This is a genomic window from Pseudoxanthomonas suwonensis 11-1, from assembly GCF_000185965.1.
In the GTDB taxonomy this organism is placed as follows: domain Bacteria; phylum Pseudomonadota; class Gammaproteobacteria; order Xanthomonadales; family Xanthomonadaceae; genus Pseudoxanthomonas; species Pseudoxanthomonas suwonensis_A.
On the sequence record NC_014924.1, the window covers coordinates 2,891,942 to 2,910,284 of the forward strand.

Annotated in this window: 20 protein-coding genes, 1 other RNA gene and 1 pseudogene; 14 read left to right on the forward strand and 8 right to left on the reverse strand. The window is 71.2% G+C overall.

The window, feature by feature from the left end:
- Window positions 1–27 precede the first annotated feature (27 nt).
- Together PSESU_RS13230 and PSESU_RS13235 are read right to left on the reverse strand one after the other, a co-directional pair.
- Window positions 28–1,353: an aminopeptidase P N-terminal domain-containing protein gene (locus PSESU_RS13230; protein WP_013536294.1), complete on the reverse strand. Its 1,326-nt coding sequence runs from the start codon at window positions 1,351–1,353 to the stop codon at window positions 28–30.
- A 1-nt stretch (window position 1,354) separates the two neighbouring features.
- Window positions 1,355–1,900, reverse strand: a complete 546-nt coding sequence (locus PSESU_RS13235) for a UPF0149 family protein (protein WP_013536295.1) — start codon at window positions 1,898–1,900, stop codon at window positions 1,355–1,357.
- 115 nt (window positions 1,901–2,015) lie between these two features.
- Here PSESU_RS13235 and PSESU_RS13240 point away from each other — a divergent pair, with 115 nt between their 5' ends.
- The 8 genes from PSESU_RS13240 to PSESU_RS13270 all read left to right on the forward strand — a co-directional run bounded on the left by PSESU_RS13240 (window position 2,016) and on the right by PSESU_RS13270 (window position 6,280).
- Window positions 2,016–2,240, forward strand: a complete 225-nt coding sequence (locus PSESU_RS13240; RefSeq protein ID WP_041764159.1) for a TIGR02449 family protein — start codon at window positions 2,016–2,018, stop codon at window positions 2,238–2,240.
- A complete protein-coding gene (locus PSESU_RS13245; RefSeq protein WP_013536297.1) occupies window positions 2,237–2,548 on the forward strand; it encodes a cell division protein ZapA in 312 nt (103 codons plus the stop codon). The genes PSESU_RS13240 and PSESU_RS13245 overlap by 4 nt, the downstream gene beginning before the upstream one ends.
- Window positions 2,549–2,661: 113 nt before the next feature.
- Window positions 2,662–2,844, forward strand: a non-coding RNA gene (ssrS, locus tag PSESU_RS15990) — 6S RNA.
- Between the two features lie 119 nt (window positions 2,845–2,963).
- A complete protein-coding gene (locus tag PSESU_RS13250) occupies window positions 2,964–3,575 on the forward strand; it encodes a 5-formyltetrahydrofolate cyclo-ligase (RefSeq protein WP_013536298.1) in 612 nt (203 codons plus the stop codon).
- The gene (locus PSESU_RS13255; RefSeq protein ID WP_013536299.1) at window positions 3,572–4,048 is read left to right on the forward strand and encodes an EVE domain-containing protein; all 477 of its coding nucleotides are present in this window, start codon (window positions 3,572–3,574) and stop codon (window positions 4,046–4,048) included. Before PSESU_RS13250 ends, PSESU_RS13255 begins: the two co-directional genes overlap by 4 nt.
- Before the next feature lie 101 nt (window positions 4,049–4,149).
- On the forward strand, window positions 4,150–4,797 hold the full coding sequence (gene rpiA, locus PSESU_RS13260) for a ribose-5-phosphate isomerase RpiA (protein ID WP_013536300.1): 648 nt from the start codon (window positions 4,150–4,152) through the stop codon (window positions 4,795–4,797).
- Window positions 4,798–4,884: 87 nt separating this feature from the next.
- Window positions 4,885–5,355 carry a DUF192 domain-containing protein gene (locus tag PSESU_RS13265; RefSeq protein ID WP_013536301.1) on the forward strand — a complete coding sequence of 157 codons (471 nt, stop codon included), beginning with the start codon at window positions 4,885–4,887 and terminating at the stop codon, window positions 5,353–5,355.
- A gap of 76 nt (window positions 5,356–5,431) precedes the next feature.
- Complete coding sequence (locus PSESU_RS13270) at window positions 5,432–6,280, forward strand: SirB1 family protein (protein WP_013536302.1); 849 nt, start codon at window positions 5,432–5,434, stop codon at window positions 6,278–6,280.
- A gap of 37 nt (window positions 6,281–6,317) precedes the next feature.
- Here PSESU_RS13270 and PSESU_RS13275 read toward each other — a convergent pair whose 3' ends face one another.
- Window positions 6,318–6,506 (reverse strand): rubredoxin, encoded by a 189-nt coding sequence (locus PSESU_RS13275; protein WP_013536303.1) that lies wholly within the window; start codon window positions 6,504–6,506, stop codon window positions 6,318–6,320.
- Window positions 6,507–6,568: 62 nt separating this feature from the next.
- On the opposite strand from PSESU_RS13275, the gene thiE reads away from it, so the two are divergent.
- From thiE to PSESU_RS13295, 4 genes and pseudogenes are all read left to right on the forward strand, one after another.
- A complete protein-coding gene (gene thiE, locus PSESU_RS13280; RefSeq protein ID WP_013536304.1) occupies window positions 6,569–7,210 on the forward strand; it encodes a thiamine phosphate synthase in 642 nt (213 codons plus the stop codon).
- Window positions 7,211–7,281: 71 nt separating this feature from the next.
- Entirely contained in the window at window positions 7,282–8,571 is a 1,290-nt protein-coding gene (gene hemL, locus PSESU_RS13285; protein ID WP_013536305.1) for a glutamate-1-semialdehyde 2,1-aminomutase, read from the forward strand.
- A pseudogene (locus tag PSESU_RS13290) lies at window positions 8,568–9,473 on the forward strand (ion transporter). Before hemL ends, PSESU_RS13290 begins: the two are co-directional and overlap by 4 nt.
- A 25-nt stretch (window positions 9,474–9,498) precedes the next feature.
- A complete protein-coding gene (locus PSESU_RS13295) occupies window positions 9,499–10,116 on the forward strand; it encodes an HAD-IA family hydrolase (RefSeq protein WP_013536306.1) in 618 nt (205 codons plus the stop codon).
- 441 nt (window positions 10,117–10,557) lie between these two features.
- Here PSESU_RS13295 and PSESU_RS13300 read toward each other — a convergent pair whose 3' ends face one another.
- Window positions 10,558–10,995, reverse strand: coding sequence for an HIT family protein (locus PSESU_RS13300; RefSeq protein ID WP_013536308.1), 438 nt, complete (start codon window positions 10,993–10,995; stop codon window positions 10,558–10,560).
- 3 nt (window positions 10,996–10,998) lie between these two features.
- Window positions 10,999–12,246, reverse strand: coding sequence for an acetylornithine transaminase (locus PSESU_RS13305; RefSeq protein ID WP_013536309.1), 1,248 nt, complete (start codon window positions 12,244–12,246; stop codon window positions 10,999–11,001).
- A gap of 156 nt (window positions 12,247–12,402) precedes the next feature.
- Here PSESU_RS13305 and PSESU_RS13310 point away from each other — a divergent pair, with 156 nt between their 5' ends.
- Window positions 12,403–13,530 carry a trans-sulfuration enzyme family protein gene (locus PSESU_RS13310; protein WP_013536310.1) on the forward strand — a complete coding sequence of 376 codons (1,128 nt, stop codon included), beginning with the start codon at window positions 12,403–12,405 and terminating at the stop codon, window positions 13,528–13,530.
- 315 nt (window positions 13,531–13,845) lie between these two features.
- Window positions 13,846–14,802: a TerC family protein gene (locus PSESU_RS13315; RefSeq protein WP_041765002.1), complete on the forward strand. Its 957-nt coding sequence runs from the start codon at window positions 13,846–13,848 to the stop codon at window positions 14,800–14,802.
- A gap of 49 nt (window positions 14,803–14,851) precedes the next feature.
- Here the strand turns inward: PSESU_RS13315 and PSESU_RS13320 are convergent, their stop codons facing one another.
- The 3 genes from PSESU_RS13320 to PSESU_RS13330 form a co-directional block, all read right to left on the reverse strand.
- A complete protein-coding gene (locus PSESU_RS13320) occupies window positions 14,852–15,289 on the reverse strand; it encodes a VOC family protein (RefSeq protein ID WP_013536312.1) in 438 nt (145 codons plus the stop codon).
- Between the two features lie 83 nt (window positions 15,290–15,372).
- The gene (locus PSESU_RS13325; protein WP_013536313.1) at window positions 15,373–16,191 is read right to left on the reverse strand and encodes an SDR family oxidoreductase; all 819 of its coding nucleotides are present in this window, start codon (window positions 16,189–16,191) and stop codon (window positions 15,373–15,375) included.
- A 101-nt stretch (window positions 16,192–16,292) separates the two neighbouring features.
- Complete coding sequence (locus tag PSESU_RS13330) at window positions 16,293–18,335, reverse strand: bifunctional DedA family/phosphatase PAP2 family protein (protein ID WP_013536314.1); 2,043 nt, start codon at window positions 18,333–18,335, stop codon at window positions 16,293–16,295.
- Window positions 18,336–18,343: the final 8 nt, after the last annotated feature.

Sequence of the window (18,343 nt, forward strand, 5' to 3'; positions counted from 1 at the left end):
AACGCCCCACCCTTACCCCAGAAGGAATTACTGCCCCGCCATGAACGCCTCGATCTCATCCGCCGAGCGGGCGAGGCCTTCGGTGAGGATGCGATGGCCTTCGGCGGTGACGACCACGTCGTCCTCGGTGCGGATGCCGATGCCGCGCCAGCGGGTGGGGACGCTGGTGTCGTCCGGCATCACGTACAGGCCGGGCTCGATGGTGAACACCATCCCCGGCTCGAGCAGGCGCGACTCGCCGTCGATGCGGTAGTCGCCGACGTCGTGCACGTCCAGGCCCAGCCAGTGGCCGCTCTTGTGGCGGTAGAAGCGCTTGTAGGCCTCGCTGGCCAGGTTCTTCGCCAGCGTGCCCTTGAGCAGGCCCAGCCGGAGCAGGCCCTCGGTCAGGGTCTCGACCGCGGCCTCGTGCATGGCCAGCCACGGCTCCCCCGGGCGCGCCTTGGCCAGGGCCGCGGCCTGGGCCTGGCCGACCAGGTCGTGCAGCGCGCGCTGCTCCTTGCTGAACCGGCCATTGGCCGGGAAGGTGCGGGTGATGTCGGCGGCGTAGTTGCGGTACTCGGCGCCGGCGTCGATCAGCACAAGGTCGCCGTCGTGGATGCGCGCGTTGTTGGCGATGTAGTGCAGCACGCAGCCGTTGCCGCCGGCGCCGACGATGCTGGCGTAGGCCGGCCAGGCGTCGGCGGCGCGGAACACGCGCTCGACCTCGGCCTGCAGCTCGTACTCGTGCATGCCCGGGCGCACCGCCCGCATCGCCGCCTGGTGGGCCTGGACGCTGATCTCCGCGGCCTTCTGCATCAGCCGCAGTTCCTCGCGCGACTTGAACAGGCGCTGCTCGTGCAGCAGGTGGCCCAGCTCCAGGAACTCGTGCGGCGGCTGCGCGCCGTGGCGCACCTGGGCGCGCACGCGGTTGACCCAGCCGATCAGCTTGAGGTCGAACTCGGCGTCGCGGCCGAAGTGGTAGTAGACCCGCGAGCGCCCTTCCAGCAGGCCGGGAAGGATGTCGTCCAGGTCCTCGATCGGGTAGGCGTCGTCCATGCCGAAGGCCTCGACCGCGCCTTCCTGGCCGAAGCGCGGGCCGTCCCAGGCCTCGCGCTCGGGATCGCGCTCGCGGCAGAACAGCAGGGCTTCGCCGTGCTTGCGGCCGGGCACCAGCACCAGCACCGCCTCCGGCTCGGGGAAGCCGCTGAGGTACCAGAAGTCCGAGTCCTGGCGGTACGGGTAGTGGGTGTCGTGGCTGCGCACGCGCTGCGGCGCGGCCGGCAGCACCAGGATGGCGTCGTTGCCGGCCATGCGCATGAGCTGGCGGCGCCGGCGCGCGAACTCGGCGACGGGGATGCCGGTGACGCTGCGCATGTCAGTTGAAGCTGCGGCGGTGGCGCGGCCCGAGCACGCAGTCGCCGTGCAGCAGCAGGGTCGCCACCCGCACGAACTCTTCCAGCTCGGAGAGCGAGGCTTCGTCCTCCTCGTCCTCGTCGATGTCCTGGACCTGGGCGCCGGCCAGCTTGCCGAGGTCCTGCAGCGCCTCGCTGCCTTCTTCCGACAGTGGCGGTTTGGCGCCGGCGGCCAGGCCGAAGGCGCCGAGGAAGCCGCGGCACCAGTCGAACAGGGCCTGGGCGCGGTCGCGGGTCGCGGACTCGTCGTCCACCAGCAGCAGCTGGAAGGCGAAGTCGCCGTCCTCCAGCTGGGCCGCGGTGCCCTCGCGCAGGCGGTCCAGGGCGCTGCCGGCGGCCGGGGCGGCCAGGGAGGCGTCGGCCATCACCCTGGCGGTCCAGTCGCGGGCATCGGCACCGCCTCCGGCCAGCCAGCCGCACAGGGCCCCGTGCAGTTCGGCGGGCGTGGCGGCCAGGCCAAGCTCGCGGCTGGCCGCGGCGACCTCCTGGATGGTGGGCAGTTGCGACATGTCTGGACGGGGTCTGGAGGGGCGGCAAGTGTATCAATCCGCCCGCGACGGCCCGGTGGCCGGCCGTCCGGGTTCGCTTGACCGGCGCGCGGGGCGCTGCCTATCGTGGCTCCCCATGGAACCCACGCCCGACGTCAACGCCCGCATCCGCGCCCTCGCCGCGCGTGTGGAGGCATTGGCCGACCGCTGCCAGCGCCTGGCGGACGAGAACCGCAGCCTGCGCCTGCAGCAGGAGCAGCTCATGGGCGAGCGCGCGCAGCTGCTGCTGAAGAACGAGCAGGCGCGCTCCCGGGTCGAGGCGATGATCGCGCGGCTGCGGTCGCTGGAGCAGCACACGTGAGCACCGAGCCGGTAGAAGTCCGCATCCTGGACCGCGAGTACACCGTCGGCGTGCCGGCGGGGGAACGCGACAGCCTGCAGGCGGCCGCCCGCATGCTGGATTCGCGCATGCGCGAGATCCGCGGCAGCAACCGCATGGTCTCGCTGGACCGGCTGGCGGTGCTGGCCGCGCTCAACCTGGCCCACGAGCTGCAGCAGGCGCGCGAGGAGCGCGATGCGCGCGAGCGCGAGCTGACCCGGGTGCTGGACAGCCTCGACCGCCGGCTCGACGGCCTGCTCGGCGCGGGATCGGAAAAGCCACAAGACTGAATGCGCGTTGCGATTGACCGCGCCTTCCACGGCTGAACCCGGCATTGCCGAAATCTCGCAATTTCACGCCGCGCAGCCTATGCAGCCCCTGCGGCATGGCTATAATCACCTCGCGTTCTCTGCCGTGTTCGACAGCTGGCAAAACATTCGCCTTGTCCCTTAAAAACGACACCGGGGATGCGACGACGCCGGGTGTGCATGTCCGCCATGTAGCGGGAAGCCCGAAGGTTTCCGACCGTTCCCACTTGAACCTCGGGTTCAAGGTCGTTTCGCCGCATCGGCATGGTGGAGAACCATTCTTCCGACGACGCCTCCCACGGGAGGCGTCGTTTTTTGTGCGGCGGGCCACGGCATCCGGGCTTGGCGCGCCCGCCGGCGGCGGCGATCATGCAGCGCCGCACCGACCCGGACCGCCATGACCCAGGACCGCCCCACCCTGCGCCGCGAACTGCGCGAACGCCGCCGTGCCCTGGCGCCGGCCGCGCGCATCGCCGCCGCACAGGAACTGGCCGCACGCATCCTCGCCCTGCCCTTCCTGCCCGAGCGCGGCTACGTGGCCGGGTACTGGGCGATGGATGGCGAGATCGGCCTGCACGTGCTGCAGATGCAGCTGCCGCAGGGCCTGGTGTGGTGCCTGCCGGTGCTCGATGGCGAGCGGCTGCGCTTTGCGCCGTGGCGCTCGGGCGATCCGCTGGTGACCAACCGCTTCGGCATCCCGGAGCCGGACGTGGAGCCGTCCTCGGCGCTTGCGCCGGAGGAAATGGCGCTGGTGGTGATGCCGCTGGTGGGCTTCGACGCCGCCGGCCAGCGGCTGGGCATGGGAGGCGGCTGGTATGATCGCAGCTTCGCGTTCCGCGGCACCCGCAGCGCGCCGCCATGGCTGGTCGGCGCAGGCTTCGACGTGCAGCAGGTGGACGCGCTGGAGGGGGCCGCGTGGGACGTGGTCCCCGACGCCATCTGCACCCAGTCCCGGACCCTGCTGCGCACCAGCGCCGGCAGCCCGCAGCACGAGAAAGACCCCGGATGAGCCCCCGCACCCGCTACTGGCTGATGAAGTCCGAACCGGACGCGTTCTCCATCGACGACCTCGAGCGGGTCGGCACCGAGCCCTGGAACGGCGTGCGCAACTACCAGGCGCGCAACTTCATGCGCGACGGGATGAAGGTCGGCGACGGGGTGCTGTTCTACCACTCCAACACCAAGGTGCCGGGCATCGTCGGGATCGCCAAGGTGGCCAGCGAGGCCTACCCGGACGAGACCCAGTTCGATCCAAGGTCCGACTATCACGACCCCAAGGCCACCCGCGAACAGCCGCGCTGGTTCCTGGTGGACGTGTCCTTCGAGCGCAAGCTGGGGCGCACCATCCCGCTGGACGAGATCAAGCAGCACGCCGACGAGCTCGGCGAAGGCTTCCCCCTGGTCGCGCGCGGCAACCGCCTCTCCGTGTTCCCGGTCACCGCGGCCCAGTGGAAGCTGTTGCTTTCGCTGGAAAAGCGGTGATTCGGGATTCGTGATTCGGGATTGGCAAAAGCAACAAGCTGCCCCAGAGTCACAGTCACGAATGCCCATCCACTAATCCCCAATCCCGAATCCCGAATCCCATGTCCGAAGCCAAACGCCTGGCCGGCGAAAAGGCCATCGATTACGTCGAGGACGGCATGATCGTCGGCGTGGGCACCGGCTCGACGGTGGCCTACTTCATCGAGGCGCTGGGGCGGATCAAGGGCCGCATCGCCGGCGCGGTCTCCAGCTCCGAGCAGAGCACGAAGCGGCTGAAGGAGCTGGGTATCGAGGTGCTCGACGCCAACGCCGCCGGCCCGCTCAAGCTGTACGTGGACGGCGCCGACGAGTGCGACCCGCACAAGCGCCTGATCAAGGGCGGCGGCGCCGCGCTGACCCGCGAGAAGATCATCGCCGAGGCCAGCGAGACCTTCGTGTGCATCATCGACCCGGCCAAGCAGGTGCCGGTGCTGGGCCGCTTCCCGCTGCCGGTGGAAGTGATCCCGATGGCGCGCAGCCTGGTCGCCCGCCGCATCCTCGCCCTGACCGGCGGCCAGCCGGTGTGGCGCGACGGCGTGGTCACCGACAACGGCAACTGGATCCTGGACGTGCACAACCTGTCGATCACCGATCCGGTGGCGATGGAGACCGAGCTCAACCAGATCCCCGGCGTGGTCAGCGTCGGCCTGTTCGCGCGCCGTCCGGCCGACATCGTGATCGTCGGCGGCGAACCGCCGAAGGTGCTCTGACCGCCATGGCAGTCCCGGCGCGGCGGCCTTGACCCGGGCGCCGGCCTGGCCCACCTTGCGGACCAGCCCCCCATCCGCGCCGGCCCCATGACCCGCATGTCCCGAATGCTCCGCCGCCTGGCCATCCTGTCCGTGCTGCTGACGTGCAGCGCCGTCGCCCAGGCCGCCGCTGCCGGCGCGCCCTGGGTGGAACTGGCCGGCAGGCGTATCCCGGTCGAGCTCGCCGACACCCCCGAGTCCCGTGCCCAGGGCCTGATGTACCGCGACCGGCTGGCGCCGGGCCACGGCATGCTGTTCATCCACGACCGCCAGGAACCGCTGGCGTACTGGATGAAGAACACCCGCATCGCGCTGGACATCCTGTACTTCGACAGCGCCCGCCGCCTGGTCTCGCAGCAGCGCGGGGCGGAGCCCTGCCGCAACCCCCGGGCCTGCCCGATCTACCCCAGCGACGCCCCGGCCCGCTACGTGCTGGAGCTCAATGCCGGCGAGGCCGCCGCCCTGGGCCTGCAGGACGGCATGGAACTGCGCTTCGGGCCGGGCATCCCCAACGACTGAACGGCTGGCATTTCCTTCACGCCAAAGTGCCGCGGGCGGGCTTGATTGTCGCAGCGCAGCACGCCAGTCTTGGGGCATGGGGAACACGCACATCCAACTTCCCGACTGGAACACCCTGGCAGCGATGGACGATGGCGCGCTGCCGCTGCTGCCGACTGCCCTGCTGATCGCCCGTGACGAATACCCGGGCCTGGATCCGGCGGCGTACGACGCCCTGGTCCAGTCGCATGCCGACCACCTGCGCATCGAGGTCGCGGCGATCGAGTCGACCGCGCTGAAGATGGCGGCGATCAACCGCCACCTGTTCGAGGAGGTCGGCTACACCGGCAACCACGACGCCTACTACGATCCCCGCAACAGCTACCTCAACGAGGTGCTGGAACGGCGCCTGGGCAACCCGATCTCGCTGGCGGTGGTGCAGATGGAAGTCGCCCGCCGCCTGGGCATCCCGCTGGACGGGGTGTCCTTCCCGGGGCACTTCCTGGTGCGGCTGCCGGTGGACGGCGGCCTGCTGGTGATGGATCCGTTCAACGGCGGCCGCCCGCTGGCGGTGGAGGAGCTGCGCGAGCGCGCACGTCCGCACCTGGGCGGCGAGGCGCCGGACGACAAGGTCCTGCTGCAGATCCTCACCCCCGCGCCGCACCGGGCGATCCTGGCGCGGGTGCTGCGCAACCTGCACGGGCTCTACGCCGAGGCCGGGGAATGGGACCGCGCCGCGCGCAGCGTCGACCGCGTGCTGCGGCTGATCCCCGAGGAAACCGATGCCCTGCGCGACCGCGGCCTGGCCTACCTGGAACTGGGCCACCTCGACGGCGCCCGCCGCGACCTGACCCGTTACCTGCAGCTGTCGCCGGAGGCGTCCGACGCCGAGGACATCCGCGAACGCCTGATCGACGCGGCAGGTCGCCGCGCCGTCCTGCACTGAGCCTTGCCGCGCCGACCCACCGGGCGCGGCAGCCGGCTCAGATCTCCATCATCTCGAAGTCGTCCTTGGTGACACCGCAATCCGGGCAGGTCCAGGTGTCCGGGATGTCTTCCCAGCGGGTGCCCGGGTCGATGCCCTCTTCCGGCAGGCCGTCGGCTTCGTGGTAGATGAAGCCGCATACCACGCACATCCAGCTGCGGTAAGGGGCGTTGTCGGTCTCGCTCATCGGATAATGCAGGCCTGCGGTTGGGGCGCCATTGTCCCACAGCCCGGTATGACGGAATCGCCATGAACCCTGCTTCGCCCCACGCCGCCCGCGGCCTGTACCTGATCACCCCGGACGAGCCGGATACCACGCGCCTGCTGGCGCGGGTGGAACCGCTGCTGGGCGCCGGCGTGGCCTGGCTGCAGTACCGCAACAAGACTGCCGGCCCCGCGCTGAAGCACGAACAAGCCGCGGCCTTGCAGGTCCTGTGCACGCGCGCCGGGGTGCCCCTGCTGGTCAACGACGACGCGGCCCTGGCCTCGGAGATCGGCGCCGCCGGCGCCCACCTGGGCGAGGAAGATGGCGCCCTGGCCACGGCCCGCGCCCTGCTGGGCCCGCGCGCCATCCTCGGCGCCTCCTGCTACGACAGCCTGGACCTGGCACGCGCCGCGGTGGCCGCCGGCGCCAGCTACGTGGCCTTCGGCGCGTTCTTCCCGACCACCACCAAGGTGGTGACCCGCCGCGCCACGCCCGGACTGCTGCGCGAGGCCGCGGCGCTGGGCGTGCCCCGGGTGGCGATCGGCGGCATCACCCCGGACAACGGCCGCGCCCTGGTCGAGTCCGGCGCCGACCTGCTGGCGGTGGTCGGCGGGGTGTTCGAGGCGCCCGATCCGCTGGCTGCCGTGGCGGCCTACCGCCGCTGCTTCGAGCCTGCCGCCCGCTGACGGCCCGCGTGGGGCGGGCCCGCGTGGCGGGGCCTACAATGTGCGCTTTCGCCGCACTGGAACCGCCCCCGATGAACCACGACCGCTCCCACGCCCTGTTCTCCCGCGCGCAGCAGCTGCTGCCGGGCGGCGTCAACTCGCCGGTGCGCGCGTTCAAGTCGGTGGGCGGCGAGCCGTTCTTCGTGCAGCGCGCCGATGGCCCGTACCTGTTCGACGTCGACGGCAACCGCTACATCGACTACGTCGGCTCCTGGGGCCCGATGATCGTCGGCCACAACCACCCGGCCGTGCGCGAGGCGGTGCAGCAGGCGATCGCCGATGGCCTGTCCTACGGCGCGCCATGCGCGGCCGAGGTCACCATGGCCGAGACCATCACCCGCCTGGTGCCGTCCTGCGAGATGGTGCGCATGGTCAACTCCGGCACCGAGGCCACGCTGTCGGCGATCCGCCTGGCGCGCGGCGCCACCGGCCGCCAGCGCATCGTCAAGTTCGAGGGCTGCTACCACGGCCACGGCGACTCGTTCCTGGTCAAGGCCGGCAGCGGCATGCTGACCCTGGGCGTGCCGACCTCGCCGGGCGTGCCGGCCGGCCTGAGCGAACTCACCGCCACGCTGAGCTACAACGATTTCGAGGGCGCAACCAGGCTGTTCGATGAGATCGGCAGCGAGATTGCCGCGGTGATCATCGAGCCGGTGGTCGGTAATGCCAATTGCATCCCGCCGCGCGAGGGCTACCTCCGGCACCTGCGCGAGCTGTGCACGAAGCACGGCGCGCTGCTGATCTTCGACGAGGTGATGACCGGTTTCCGCGTCGCCCTCGGCGGCGCCCAGGCGCACTACGGAATCACCCCCGACCTGACCACCTTCGGCAAGATCATCGGCGGCGGCATGCCGGTCGGCGCCTATGGCGGCCGCCGCGAGCTGATGCAGCAGATCGCCCCGGCCGGCCCGATCTACCAGGCCGGCACGCTCAGCGGCAACCCGGTGGCGATGGCCGCGGGCCTGGCCATGCTGGAACTGATCCAGGCGCCGGGCTTCCACGAGCGACTGTCCGCCGCGACCGTGCGCCTGTGCGAGGGCCTGGAGGCCGCCGCGCGCGAGGTCGGCGTCGCCGTCACCACCAACCAGGTCGGCGCGATGTTCGGCCTGTTCTTCACCGACCAGAAGGTGGAGACCTACGCCCAGGCCACCGCCTGCGACACCGCCGCGTTCAACCGCTTCTTCCACGGCATGCTCGAGCGTGGCGTGTTCCTGGCGCCGAGCGCCTACGAAGCCGGCTTCGTTTCGAGCGCGCACGACGATGCGGTGGTGGAAGCGACCCTGGCCGCCGCGCGCGAGGCGTTCCGGGACCTGGCTGGATGAGCGGACCGCAGCGGCCCGATGCGGAGGTGCAGGACAGCACGCCCGCCGAAGGCGCCAGCCTGTTCGAGCGCGAGTACCTGCCGGCCTCGACCGAGGGCGCGCGCTTCCGCTGGTTCCGGCGGATCTTCCACCACGACGCACCGGACGAGCGCAATTTCGACCTGGTCCTGATCCTGGTCATCCTGGCCAGCGTGGTGGTGGTGCTTCTGGACAGCATGCCCTCGGTCAAGGCGCGCTGGCATGCGTGGCTGTACGCGGCCGAGTGGCTGTTCACGCTGGCCTTCGCGTTCGAGTACGGGGTGCGGCTGTGGGTGGTGAAGCGGCCGCTGCGCTACGCCTTCAGCTTCTTCGGCATCATCGACCTGCTGGCGATCCTGCCGACCTTCCTTTCGCTGCTGTTCCCGGCCACCGCCTCGTTCGCGGTGATCCGCGCCCTGCGCCTGCTGCGCGTGTTCCGGGTGCTTAAGCTCGTGGAGTATTCCAGCGAGGCCGGCGTGCTGGTGCAGGCGCTGGTGCGCAGCCGGCGCAAGATCTCGGTATTCATCGCCGCGCTGCTGACCATCGTGGTGATCTTCGGCGCGCTGATGTACGTGGTCGAGTGACCGGAGAACGGCTTCACCAGCATTCCCGCCGGCATGTACTGGGCGATCGTCACCGTCGGCACGGTGGGCTTCGGCGACATCGCGCCGGCCACCGCGTTCGGCCGCTTCGTGACCTCGCTGCTGATCGTGATCGGCTACAGCATCATCGCCGTGCCCACCGGCATCTACACCGCCGAACTGGCGCGCTCGCTGCAGCCGCGGCGCCGCCACGTGCGCTGCGGCACCTGCGGCCTGCCCGACCACGAGGCCGATGCCTGGCACTGCCGCAAGTGCGGCACGGTCCTGCCGCGCGAGCAGTAGGCCGCGCCGTGGCCGGGCGTCCGACGTGATCCGTCCCCGCGTCCGCCAGCTGCTGCTGGACTTCGACAACGTGCTCGCGCACTACCGGCGCGAGCAGCGGGTGGCGCGGCTGGCGGCCCATGGGGGCACCGGCTTCGAGCGGGTCTGGCAGGCGCTGTACGGCTCAGGGCTGGAAGCGCGCTACGACGCCGGCGAGGTTTCCACGGCCGACTACCTGCAGGCACTGGGCGAAGGCATCGGCACGCCCGTGGGCGAGGACGCGTGGCTGGATGCACGCATGGCCGCCACCCGCGCCGATGCCCGGGCGATCGCACGCCTGCTGGCGCTGGATCCGGCCTTGCCGATGGCGATCCTGACCAACAACGGCGAACTGATGGCGCGCGCGATCCCGCGCATCGTCGCGCCGCTGCTGCCGCGTCTGGACCGCCGCGTGCTGTGCAGCGGCAGCCTGGGCTGCCGCAAGCCCGACCCGCAGGTCTACCTGCGCGCGCTCGAACGCCTGGGCTGGAACGCCGGCGAGACCCTTTTCGTCGACGATCTGTTCGTCAACGTGCAGGGCGCGCGCCGCGCCGGCCTGCAGGCCGACAGCGTGCGCGATGCGCGCGCACTGGGCCGTGTCCTGCAACGCTTCGGCCTGGCCTGAGTGCACGCCCCTCTCCACGGCGAGAGGGGACGCCACCAACCGCGTCGACATCAGCGGACGCGTAGCCCGGATAAGGCCGAAGGCCGCATCCGGGACGCGCCATGGCCCAGCCCGCGGAGATCCCGGATGCGCTTCGCTTATCCGGGCTACAGGGCCTACCGGGCTGGGCGCCTCCCCCTCTCCCCCTGTAAAGGGATGGTAGTGACGGTCGCCCCCCTCGCCCGCGCCACTGACCGCGTCGACACCAGCAGATGAGTAGCCCGGATAAGGCCGAAGGCCGCATCCGGGACACGCCATGGCCCAGCCCACGGGGATCCCGGATGCGCTTCGCTTATCCGGGCTACGGGGCTGTTGTGAGCCATCGCTCCGGCACGGCACTGGGCGTGCCAGGGGCGTTGCATCAGCGCCGGTGAGCGCACGCGGTAGCGGCGCCCGGCGACATCAGGAGTGCGCGCCCTGCTCCAACTGCTGCCGTAGCGTCAGCGCCAATGCGTCAAGCTGTTCGCGCGGCGCCGGCACCGGGGCACCGGCCGGATAGACGTCCAGCAGGCCATCGCCCATGCGGCGTGGATGCACGTGCAGGTGGAAGTGCGGCACTTCCTGGCCGCCGGCCTCGCCGTTGGACTGCCACAGGTTCAGGCCATCGGGATCGAGCGTGCCGCGCAAGGCCAGCGCGATGCGGTGCGCCACCCGCATCAGGTGGGCGGCGGCGTCCTCGTCCAGGTCGTAAAGCGTTTCGGCGTGCAGGCGCGGGATCACCAGCACATGACCGGGCACGGCCTGGCGCAGGCCCATCAGCGCCACCACGTGGGCGTCTTCCCAGACGACACTGGCCGGCGCGTGGCCGGCCAGGATCTGGCAGAAGACGCAGGCCGCCATCCGTCAGCGCGGGGCGACGAAGGCGGCGATGGCCGCGCGCAGGCGCTTCAGCCCTTCGGCGACGTCCTCGCTGGTGATGTTCAACGCCGGCACCAGGCGCAGCACGTCCGGGCCGGCCTGCAGCAGCAGCAGGCCCTCGTGGGCGGCCAGGTCGAGGATCTCGCCGGCACGGCCGGCGTACCCGGGCTTGAGCACGGCGCCGAGCATCAGGCCGCGGCCACGCACCTGGGCGAACACGCCGAACTCCTCGCCAATGGCGGCCAGGCCCTCGCGCAGCGCCTGCGACTGGCGCGACACGTTGGCGGCGATCTGCGGCGAGGCCAGCTTGCGCAGGGCCACGCGTGCCACGGCAGCGGCCAGCGGGTTGCCGCCGAAGGTGGTGCCGTGGGCACCGAAGCCCATGGCGTCGGCGACCTTGGCCCCGGCCAGCATCGCGCCGATCGGGAAACCGCCGCCCAGGGCCTTGGCCAAGGTGACGATGTCCGGGACCACGTCGTCCTGCCAGTGCGCGAACAGGGTTCCGGTGCGGCCCATGCCGGCCTGGATCTCGTCCAGCACCAGCAGCGCACCGTGCCTGTCGCACAGCGCGCGCACCTGCTTGAGGAAGCCGGAGGCGGCCGGCATCACGCCGCCCTCGCCCTGCACCGGCTCCAGCATCACCGCGGCCACGTCGCCGGCGGCCATCGCCGTCTCCAGCTGCACGATGTCGTTGAAGTCCACGTAACGGAAGCCGCCAGGCAGGGGCTCGTAGCCTTCCTGGTACTTGGGCTGGGCGGTGGCGGTGACCGCGGCCAGGGTGCGGCCGTGGAAGCTGCCGCGGAAGGTGACGATCACCCGCTGCTGCGGCGGACGCCCTTGGGCAGTGGCCCACTTGCGCACCAGCTTGATCGCAGCCTCGTTGGCCTCGGCGCCGGAGTTGCAGAAGAACACGCGCTCGGCGAAGCGGCTGGCGCCCACCAGCTCCTCGGCCAGGCGCAGCGGCGGCTCGCTGAAGAAGATGTTGCTGGTGTGCCAGAGCTTGCCAGCCTGCTCGACCAGGGCCGCGTGCAGGTCCGGGTCGTTGTGGCCCAGTCCACATACGGCGATGCCCGCGCCGAAGTCCACGTACTCGCGGCCCTCGCTGTCCCACAGTCGCGCGCCCTGGCCTCGCTCCAGCACCAGCTCGCGCTGCCGGTACACGGGCAGGAAGTAGCGGTGGCCGAGGTCGATCAGGGAGGCGGTGTCGCCGGCAGCCGGCGTCGTGGCGTTCATGGCAATGGGATGTCCGTGGAAAGAGGCCCGGCGGAGGCCGGTGCGCCATTATCCGCCTCGTTCCGCGACGCTGCCACGCCGGGGCCGCCGGGTACCGTGCTCGCGTACCATCGGAGGCTGTCGCGCCCCGGCGCCCCGCCCCCATCGACCGACGCCATGTCCCGCATTGAAACCCTCGCCGCCCGTGCCGGCAGCCGTCCCGACCCGGCCAGCGGTGCGCTGTCGCCGCCGCTGCAGCTGGCCACCACCTTCGAGCACACGCCCGACGGCCAGCTGCCGCAGGGATTCCTCTACCAGCGCTACGACAACCCGACCCAGCAGGAGACCGAGCAGGTGCTGGCGGCGCTGGATCGCGCGGCGCGGGCGCTGCTGTTCCCCACCGGCATGGCCGCGGGCGCCACCGCGCTGCAGGCGCTGCCACCGGGCAGCCACGTGCTGCTGTGCGACGACAGCTACTTCACCTTCCGCGTCCTGGCCGCGCAGCAGTTCCCGCGCTGGGGCCTGGAATGCACGATCGTCGACTTCACCGACCTGGATGCGGTACGCGCCGCGCTGCGGCCCGACACCGCACTGCTGTGGGCGGAGACGCCCTCGAACCCGCTGCTCAAGGTCAGCGATATCGCCGCGCTGGCGGATATCGCCCACGGCGCCGGCGCGCGCCTGCTGGTGGACAGCACCTTTGCCCCGGCGGTGATCCAGCAGCCGCTGGCACTGGGCGCGGACATCGTCCTGCACTCGGCCACCAAGTACCTGGGCGGACATGGCGACGTGATGGGCGGCGTACTGGCCTTCGCGGACGACGACGAGCATGCCGCGGCCTGCCACCAGCTGCGCCTGATGGCCGGCGCCACCGCCTCGCCGTTCGCGGCCTGGCTGATCCTGCGCGGCGTGCGTTCGCTGCCGGCGCGGATGGACTGGCACTGCCGCAACGCGCGCCGGGTGGCGGAGTTCCTCGCCGGCCATGCGAAGGTGTCGGCGGTGCACTACCCCGGGCTGGCTTCGCACCCGCAGCACGCGGTGGCCGCGGCACAGATGCGCGACTTCGGCGGCATGCTGTCGTTCGAGGTCGCCGGCGGACGCGAGGCGGCGCTGGCCGTGGCTTCGCGCATGCAGCTGTTCACCAATGCCACCTCGCTGGGTTCGACCGAATCGCTGGTCGAGCACCGCGCCTCGATCGAGGGCCCGGCCTCGACCACGCCCGGCGGCCTGCTGCGGCTGTCGGTGGGCCTGGAGCACGCCGACGATCTGGTCGCCGACCTGGAGCAGGCGCTGGCGGGCGGCTGAGCGCGTCCGCACGGGCCCAGTACGCGGCACCACCGGCCGGCAAGCGCGGCCGACGCGCGGAAGGCACATCCCGCGCGCAGGCTGCGCCGGTGGTTTGACCGTTCACATGCCGGCCCGCACAATCGCCGCCGAAGGGGAGTAGCTCCCAGCGTGACGGCCGTCATTTCGGGCATTCCGATGCCCCGGTCCCACGGCGGCCCAGGGCCGTGAGCAAGACCTTCGCCGCGACGGCGAAGGTGTGTCCCCGGTTCCCAGAGCAGGGTTCCGCGCCGCCAGCTTCCGCGGCCGTCCTTACTCCTGCCCGGAACATTGATGATGGAAACGATAGGCAACGTCTGGCTGTGGGCCGGATTCTCCGGCCTGGTGCTGCTGGCGCTGGTGGCCGACCTGCTGCTGATGCGCCACGGCGGCGCGCACAAGGTCACGTTCAGGGAAGCGGCGTGGTGGAGCCTGGGCTGGGTGGCCCTGGCCCTGCTCTTCAACCTCGCCCTGTGGTGGTACGTCGGCCAGTCGGCCGGTCCGGAAGAGGCACGGCGCATCGGCCTGGAATTCCTGACCGGCTACCTGGTCGAGAAGGCGCTGGCGGTCGACAACATCTTCGTGTTCCTGATGCTGATGACCTACTTCGCCGTGCCGGAGCAACTGCGCCAGCGCGTACTGGTGATCGGCATCCTGCTGGCGATCGTGCTGCGCGCGATCCTGATCTTCGCCGGCGCCGCGCTGCTGGCCCAGTTCCACTGGCTGCTCTACGTGTTCGGCGCCTTCCTGCTGCTGACCGGCGCGAAGATGTGGAGCGCCGCGGGCGAGGAGCCGGACCTGGGGAAGAATCCCGTACTGCGCTGGATGACCACGCACGTGCCGTTCGTGCGCCGCTATCACGGCAATGCGATGTGGCTGGGCCACGGCAGCCGGCGCAGGTTCACCCCGCTGTTCATCGTGGTGGTGATGATCGGCATCACCGACGTGATCTTCGCGGTGGATTCGATCCCGGCGATCTTCGCCATCACCCTGGACCCGTTCATCGTGCTGACGTCCAACGTGTTCGCGGTGCTGGGGCTGCGCGCGATGTTCTTCCTGCTGGCGGGGATGGCCGAGCGCTTCCACCTGCTGCCCTACGGCCTGGCCGTGGTGCTGGTGTTCATAGGCGCCAAGATGCTGCTGGTCGACCTCTACAAGATCCCGGTGCTGTGGTCGCTGGGTGCGGTCGGCACGATCCTGGCAACGACCATTGCCCTCAGCCTGGCACGGCCGGCACGGGCCGCTGCCGACTGATGCGACGGTCCGGCGGGGACGCGTGCCCCGCCGGACCGCACTCGTGTGCTTACCAGGTGCCGGTATTGGGCATCGACGCCCACGGCTCGGCCGGCGCCAGGGCCTCGCCCTTCTGCAGCAGCTCGATCGAGATCAGGTCCGGGGTGCGGACGAAGGCCATGCGGCCATCGCGCGGGGGACGGTTGATGGTCACGCCCAGCGACTGCAGGTGGGCGCAGATGGCGTAGATGTCGTTGACCTCGAAGGCCAGGTGGCCGAAGTTGCGCGCGCTGCCGTAGTCCTCTGGCGCCGAGCCATCCTCGGGCGGCCAGTTGTACGTGAGCTCGATCTCGGCCTCCGGGTTCTCCGGGGCGCCGAAGTAGACCAGGGTGAAGCGGCCGGCCTCGCTGTCCATGCGCCGGGTCTGCTTCAGGCCCAGGCCTTCGGTGAGGAAGCGGCTGGTCTTTTCCAGGTCGTGGACCCGGATCATCGCGTGCAGGTACTTCATGGTGCATCCAAGGCAAGGTGGGGCCGCCATTGTAGGAGCGCGCGCGGCGACCGGGGTCGCGGGCGCGCAACGCAGCGTGCGCCTCAGTCCAGGAACAGGTCCGGCAGCAGCGGGCGCGAGGGATCGACCGCGTAGTCGGAAAGGTCGGTCACCCCGGCCTCGGCCAGCACCTCGTCGTCGATCAGGAAGCGGCCGCTGAAACCGGCCGCCTCGCGTACCAGGATGGCGTGGGCGGCGTCGGCCATGATCTCCGGGCGACGGCCGTTGGCCGCATCGACGCCGGGGATCATGTTCAGCGCGTCGGTGGCGATGAGCGTGCGTGGCCACAGCGCGTTGACCGCCACGCCCTGCGGCCCGAACTCGGCGGCCAGGCCCAGGCTGACGAAGCTCATGCCCATCTTGGCCAGGGTGTAGCCGGTGTGCGGGCCCCACCACTTCGGGTCCAGCGAGGGCGGCGGGGCCAGGGTCAGGATGTGCGGGTTGGGCGCCTTTAGCAGGTGTGGCAGGCAGGCCTGGGCGCAGAGGAAGCTGCCGCGCGCGTTGACCTGCTGCATCAGGTCGAAGCGCTTCATCGGCGTGTCCAGGGTGCCGCGCAGCCAGATCGCGCTGGCGTTGTTGACCAGGATGTCGATGCCGCCGAAGGCGTCGACCGTGGCCGCGACCGCGGCGTGCACCTGGTCCTCCTCGCGGATGTCGCACTTCAGCGCCAGGCCGCGGCCACCGGCCGCGGTCACCGCCTCGGCGGCGGTGTGGATGGTGCCGGGTAGCCTGGGGTTGGGCACCGAGGACTTGGCGGCGATGGCGACGTTGGCGCCGTCGCGAGCCGCGCGCAGGGCGATGGCCAGGCCGATGCCGCGCGAGGCACCGGTAATGAACAGGGTCTTGCCGGCGAGGCTGGTCATGCGCGTCTCCAGTGATGCGGGGGGCGCATTGTCGCCCGCATGCGTGGCGACGTGGGAGGGCGGCCGCGGCGCGGGGGCGCCGGCCGGCAAGGACGACGGGCCTACTGTGCCGCGTCGCCAGCTTCGGCCGCGCCAGCCGCTTCCACGCCTGCGGAGGTAAGCAGCCTCAGCGTGGGCAGGCCCGATACCGGATGCGGCTCGACCATGTGCGCCAGGTCGGCCACCGCCTCGCGCACCTGGTCCAGTGCCGGATCGGCATCCGCACGCGGGCGCCAGGTGGCGAGCACGTCGAACACCGCCGGGCTGAAGTGCAGGGTCTGCGCGGTGCCGATCCACAGCGGCTCGAAGCCGGGGCGCAGCTGCACCGGCGCCGGCCACAGGCGCAGCGCGGTGCGGCGCTGGGGATCGTCGCCCTCGCGAACCATCAGCAGGGTCTCGGTGCGTGCGCCCAGGGTGGCCGGCAACACCGGCACGCCGGCCGGCCAGTTGTCTTCGTCGAACATGTTCAGCGCCTGCGCCCAGCGCGCCTGTGGCTGCACCTTCCAGCCCTGCGCCTCCAGGCGCTGGCGCAGCGGTTCCAGCGGGCCGGCGACCTGCACGTCCAGCGGCCAGCGCTGGGTGTCGTCCAGCTCGTTGCGGCGCGCCGGCTGCCGGGCCCAGCCGGTGGTCCACCAGTCCTGCATCTCCTGGATCTCGACCGTCGGGGCCGGCGGCTCGAACTTGGCCAGCTTGGCCTCGATGTTGCGCGGCGCATACCACAGCGCGGCCACGGCGAAGGCGCCGTAGAACACCACGGCCACCGGCTTGACCCAGAACGAGCGGTTGAAACGGCGGCGGTAGGCGATGCCCAGCACCAGCAGCCAGACGATGCCCAGCAGCATCCCGCCGACCACGTCGCTGAGCCAGTGCGCGCCCAGGTACAGGCGGGCAAAGCCGATGATCGTCACCACCAGGCCGGAGACGAGGTAGGGCCAGACCCGGTCGCGGCCGGGCATCTCGCGCGCGATCAGCACGGCGAAGAAGCCGAAGGCAATGGTCGACATGGTCACGGCGATGGAGGGGAAGCCGAAGCCGCTGCTGGCGGTCGGCGGCCGCACCACGTTAATGGTCGCGCCCAGCAGCCAGGTCAGGGCCAGGCCGAAGGCCAGCGCGGCCAGCCAGTGCGCGGCCGCCATCCAGCGCTGGCGCCAGATGAAGTAGCCCAGCACCAGGGCACAGGCCGGGGCCAGCACCGGCCAGTCGCCGATCGAGGCGATCGCGGCCAGCGGGTAGTCGGCCAGCGGGTTGCGCAGGGCCAGCATCAGCTCGTGCACGGCCAGGTCCACGCCCAGCGGCTCGCCATGGCCCAGCACCACCACCAGCAGGGCGAACCAGACCCAGCCGATGGCCAGCAGCAGCACGGCCAGCAGGGCCAGCGGCACCGACTCGCGCCGGGTCGGATCGAACACGGCGGCCGAATGGCGGCCCAGCACCGGGTGCCGGTGCGACCACTCCAGCACCCGCGCCAGCAGCGCGTCGGCGTGGTCGGCGAACCAGCGATAGGTGTAGAGCACCACTGCCCACGCCAGGGCCAGCACCACCAGCAGCAGGCCCAGCACCACCACCAGGTGGCCGGCCACCGCGGCGACGGCGTCGTAGGCCTGGCCCAGCATCCAGCCCGGCAGCAGGAACAGCACGCCCCAGGACACGCAGGCCAGGCCCGAGGCGACCAGGTAGCGGCGCACCGGCATCCGCGCCATGCCGGCGATGGCCGGCACGAACGGGCGGATCGCGCCGACGTAGCGGGCCAGCAGGATGGCGCTGAAGGCGTTGCGCCGGAACAGGTTCTCGCCGCGCTCCAGCAGCTGCGGGTAGCGGCTGAACGGCCACACCCCGCGCAGGCGGTCGCCCCAGCGCAGGCCGACCCAGTAGCTGATGGCATCCCCGGCCAGCGCACCAAGCGCGGCGCTGGCCACCGCATAGGGACCGGAGATCTCGCCCATGCCGATCAGCACGCCGACCGCGAACAGCAGCGGCAGCGCCGGGACGATGGCACCGACGACGATGAGTGCGTCGCAGAACGCGATCGCGAAGATCACCAGGCCGGCCAGGAGCGGGTTCTCACCGATCCAGGCCAGCATGGCTTCCATCCAGGAAGAATTCATCGCGGGAT